Origin of the sequence: Sandarakinorhabdus rubra (assembly GCF_010994245.1) — a bacterium.
GTDB lineage: Bacteria > Pseudomonadota > Alphaproteobacteria > Sphingomonadales > Sphingomonadaceae > Sandarakinorhabdus > Sandarakinorhabdus rubra.
This window is the reverse complement of sequence record NZ_WMHO01000204.1, coordinates 1-4,733: the sequence shown is the minus strand read 5'-3', so window position 1 is coordinate 4,733 and position 4,733 is coordinate 1. Positions and strand designations below refer to the sequence as shown.

The 4,733-nt window shown below is 68.4% G+C and carries 5 protein-coding genes; all 5 read left to right on the top strand.

Features of this window, described 5'->3' with window-relative positions; translation table 11 throughout:
• The coding region (locus GJV64_RS11630) for an ATP-binding cassette domain-containing protein (RefSeq protein WP_164157381.1) at positions 1-361 on the top strand (361 nt) is incomplete at its 5' end.
• Between the two features lie 114 nt (positions 362-475).
• Positions 476-1,996 (top strand): carboxyl transferase domain-containing protein, encoded by a 1,521-nt coding sequence (locus GJV64_RS11625; protein WP_235927719.1) that lies wholly within the window; start codon positions 476-478, stop codon positions 1,994-1,996.
• Between the two features lie 5 nt (positions 1,997-2,001).
• Positions 2,002-2,781 (top strand): enoyl-CoA hydratase-related protein, encoded by a 780-nt coding sequence (locus tag GJV64_RS11620; protein WP_164157379.1) that lies wholly within the window; start codon positions 2,002-2,004, stop codon positions 2,779-2,781.
• Complete coding sequence (locus GJV64_RS11615) at positions 2,766-3,227, top strand: nuclear transport factor 2 family protein (protein ID WP_164157378.1); 462 nt, start codon at positions 2,766-2,768, stop codon at positions 3,225-3,227. Before GJV64_RS11620 ends, GJV64_RS11615 begins: the two co-directional genes overlap by 16 nt.
• 7 nt (positions 3,228-3,234) lie before the next feature.
• Positions 3,235-4,733 (top strand): acetyl-CoA carboxylase biotin carboxylase subunit (locus GJV64_RS11610; protein WP_164157377.1); only part of this gene is annotated, 1,499 nt, incomplete at its 3' end.

Sequence of the window (4,733 nt, the reverse complement as noted above, 5' to 3'; positions counted from 1 at the left end):
TGCCGCGCACCTGGCGACCCGTGCGGTCGACACGCTGTCGACCGGGGAGCAGGCGCGCGTGCTGCTGGCCCGCGCGCTGGTGGCGCGTCCGGCCTGGCTGCTGCTCGACGAACCGGTGGCCAATCTCGATCCCGGCCACCGGCTCGACGTGATGGAACTGTTGGCCGCCGAAGCAGGTCGCGGTGCCGGCGTGGTGCTGGCCCTGCACGATCTGGATCTGGCAACGCGCGCCGACCGCCTGCTGCTGATCGACCATGGGCGGCTGGTGGCCGACGGGCCGCCGGAGACGGTGCTCAGCGTCAGCAACCTTGCCGCCAGCTTCGGGGTGCGGCGGGGCCCCGGCGGCTGGGAGCGCGGTTGATCGAACACGCCCTTGGCGGCGGCGCCTGTGCGGGCTATGCCGCTGTTCATGGTTCGCGACGGTCTTCCCATCGGTCAACCGCTACCGCCGTCTGCCAAGGCCACGGCCGCCGCGATGGCGGATCTGCTTGCCGATCTGCGGGAGAAGGCGGCGCGCATCGCCTTGGGCGGGCCGCAGGCAGCGCGCGAGCGCCACGTTGCCCGCGGCAAGCTGCTGCCGCGCCAGCGCGTCGAGGCACTGCTCGATCCGCACACGGCGTTTCTGGAGATCGGACAGTTCGCCGCCCATGATGTCTATGGCGAGGAGGTGCCAGCCGCCGGGCTGATCGCCGGCGTGGGCCAGGTCGCCGGGCGGCTCTGCGTGATCGTCGCCAACGATGCCACGGTGAAGGGCGGCACCTATTATCCTATCACCGTCAAGAAGCATCTGCGCGCGCAGGAGATTGCCGCGCAGAACGGCCTGCCCTGCCTCTATCTGGTGGACAGCGGCGGCGCCAACCTGCCCCGGCAGGACGAGGTGTTTCCCGACCGCGACCATTTCGGCCGCATCTTCTACAATCAGGCGACGATGAGCGCGGCCGGCATTGCCCAGATCGCCGTGGTGATGGGCAGCTGCACGGCCGGCGGCGCCTATGTGCCGGCGATGGCCGATGAATCGATCATCGTGAAGAACCAGGGCACCATTTTCCTTGGCGGCCCTCCGTTGGTGAAGGCGGCCACTGGCGAAGAGGTCAGCGCCGAGGAGCTGGGCGGCGGCGATGTCCACACCCGCCTGTCGGGCGTCGCCGATCACCTGGCCGAGGATGATCATGACGCGCTGGCCATCGCGCGGCGCGTCGTGGGCACCCTGCCCGCACAGCCGGCCGTGGCGCCCGGCCCGGCGCGTCCACCGCTGTTCGATGTGGCCGAGCTGAACGCGCTGGCGCCCATCGACACGCGCGTGCCGGTGGACGTGCGCGAGATCATCGCACGGCTGGTCGACGGATCGGAGCTGCATGAGTTCAAGCCGCGCTATGGCGAGACGCTGGTCACCGGCTTTGCTCAGATCGAGGGCTATCCGGTCGGCATCATCGCCAACAACGGCATCCTGTTCTCGGAGAGCGCGCAGAAGGGCGCGCATTTCATCGAACTGGCCTGCCAGCGCCGCGTGCCGCTCCTGTTCCTGCAGAACATCAGCGGCTTCATGGTCGGCCGCCGCTATGAGAACGAGGGGATTGCCAAGCATGGCGCCAAGCTGGTTACGGCGGTGGCCTGCGCCGCCGTGCCCAAGATCACGGTGATCACCGGCGGCAGCTTCGGCGCGGGCAATTATGGCATGTGCGGCCGCGCCTATTCCCCGCGCTTCCTGTGGATGTGGCCGAACGCGCGGATCAGCGTGATGGGCGGCGAGCAGGCGGCGAGCGTGCTGGCCACGGTGAAATCGGGCGGCTTCAAGTCGGCGCGCGAGGAAGAGGCGTTCAAGGCGCCGATCCGCGCACAGTATGAAGCGCAGGGCCATCCCTATTATGCCAGCGCCCGGCTGTGGGACGATGGCATCATCGCGCCGGAAGACACGCGCGCCGTGGTGGCGCTGAGCCTGGCCGCGTCGTTGCAGCAGCCCATCCCCGAAACCCGCTTCGGCACGTTCAGGATGTAACGGCCGTGCTGGACGAGACACTCGACGATTGGGGCACTGCCCGGCTCACCCTCAATCGGCCGGAACGGCACAACGCCTTCAATGCCGAACTGATCGCGGCGCTGGAAGAAGCCTTCACCCGGCTGGGCGAGGCTGATGAAGTGCGCGCCATCGTGCTGGCCGGTGCAGGCAAGAGCTTTTCGGCCGGCGCCGATCTCGACTGGATGCGGGAAGCCGCCGGTTGGAGCGAGGCAGACAACCAGGCTGATGCCATAGGCCTGTCGGGCATGCTGGCTGCCATCAACGACTGCCCCAAGCCGGTGATCGTGGTTGCCCACGGCCATGTGACGGGCGGCGGTGTCGGGCTGGTGGCCTGCGCCGACATGGCGGTGGCCATCGAAGGTGCGCAGTTCCGCCTTTCGGAGGTGCGGCTGGGGCTGACCCCGGCCACCATCTCGCCGTTCGTGCTGGCGAGGATCGGTGCCCGGGCGCGGCGCTGGTTCCTGACGGCCGAGGCCTTTGATGCAGCGACCGCACAGGCCATCGGGCTGGTTGACGAAGTGGCCGCTGACAGTGACGCCGCGGACGCCGTGGTGGCGCACTGGCTCACCCACATCGGCCAGGCAGCGCCAGGCGCGGTGGCCGATGCCAAGCGGCTGGCGCTGGATTTTGCCGGGCAACCCATCAGCGATGAATTGCGCGAGGAAAGCGCCCGCCGCATCGCGGCGCGGCGGGTGAGTGCGGAAGGCCAGGAGGGCATTCACGCCTTTCTGAACAAGGGGAGACCATCATGGCTGATCGACTGATGCCGTTGCTTGCCGCGGCGCTGCTGCTCGCCGCGCCGGCTGCGGCTGCACCGAAGGACGAGGTGCTGGCCGTCACCAACGCCTTCATGGCCGCGCTCGACAACAATGATCCGAACAGCGCCGAGGCGCTGACCCACCCGACGCTGACCATCCAGGTTCTGAGCTTCCCGCCCGAGGGTGGCAGCCGCTTCCGCACCATGACCCGCCAGCAGCTGTTCGACAATTTCCGCAGCGCCCCGCCGCGAAAGTTCGAAGAGAAGATGATCAAGCCGCGGATCGAGATCACCCGTGACTTTGCCCATGTCTGGGCGCCCTACACGCTCGACATCGATGGCAAGCGCATCCACTGCGGCATCGACAGTTTTGGCTGGATGAAGGTGGACGGCAAGTGGCTGCTGACCAGCTTTGCCTGGACCGCCGATCCGAAGGGCTGCCCACCCAAATGATGCCACAATGAAGAAGATCCTGATCGCCAACCGCGGCGAGATTGCCCGCCGCGTCATCCGGACGGCCCATCGCATGGGCATCGCCACCGTGGCGGTGCACAGCGAGGCCGATGCCGATGCGCCGTTCGTCCGCGAGGCCGGACAGGCGGTGCCGCTGAGCGGGCCCCGGCCATATCTGGACATGGAGGCGATCATCGCCGCGGCGCGGCGCACCGGGGCGGATGCCATCCACCCCGGCTATGGCTTCCTCAGCGAGAATGCCGATTTTGCCCGGGCGCTGAAGAAGGCCGGCCTCACCTTCATCGGCCCGCCCGAAGGCGCGATGCGGGTGATGGCCCTGAAGGACAGCGCCAAGGCCGCCATGAAGAAGGCAGGGGTGCCGATCACGCCCGGCTATCAGGGCAGTGACCAGAGCCTGGTGAGACTGCAGAGCGCCGCCAAGCAGCTGGGATTTCCGCTGCTGATCAAGGCAGTGGCGGGTGGCGGCGGCAAGGGCATGCGCGCCGTCCATGATGCCGGTGCGTTCAAGGATGCGCTGATGGCCGCCCAGCGCGAGGGCGAGTCGGCGTTCGGCAACGCTGGGGTGATGCTGGAGAAGCTGATCCAGCGGCCCCGCCATGTCGAGGTGCAGCTGTTCGCGGACAGCCATGGGAATGCCGTCCACCTGTTCGAGCGCGATTGTTCGCTGCAGCGCCGCCACCAGAAGGTGATCGAGGAGGCCCCGGCGCCCGGCCTGTCGGAACGGCTACGCCACACGCTGGGGGTGGCCGCCGTCACCGCCGCCCATGCCATCGGCTACCAGGGCGCCGGCACGGTGGAGTTCATCCTCGATCTCGATACGGTCGATGCCGAGGGTGATCCCGCCTTCTACTTCATGGAGATGAACACCCGCCTGCAGGTTGAACATCCCGTCACCGAAGCCATCACCGGCGAGGACCTGGTGGAATGGCAGATCCGCGTGGCGCGCGGCGAGCCCCTGCCCCGCACCCAGGACGAACTGGCGGTCCACGGCCATGCCATCGAGGCGCGGCTCTATGCCGAGGACCCGGAAACCGGTTTCCTGCCCGCCACCGGCACCTTGCGGCAGTTGCTGTTTGCCAGCGGACAGGGCGTCAGGATCGACACCGGAGTGGAAACCGGCAGCCGCATCGGCCTCGATTATGATCCAATGATCGCCAAGATCATCGCCCATGCCGACACGCGGGAGGCAGCGATCGACCGGTTGGTCGGCGCGCTGGATGCCACCGTGGTCGACGGGCTGAAGTGCAACCGCGCCTTTCTCGCGCGGCTTGCCGATCACCCGGCCTTCCGCGCCGGCGAAATCGATACCGGGTTCATCCCCCGTCACATGGACGCGCTGGGGCCGGGCCAGACGCCGCCGCCACCGGTGGTGCTGGCCGCCGCGCTGGGGATCGGCTTGCCGGCTCAGACCGGCGGGGCCGGGCCGTTCGCGCTGCCCTTCCGGCTCAACCTGCCCTACGAGCGCCAGGTCCACCTGTGGTGGGC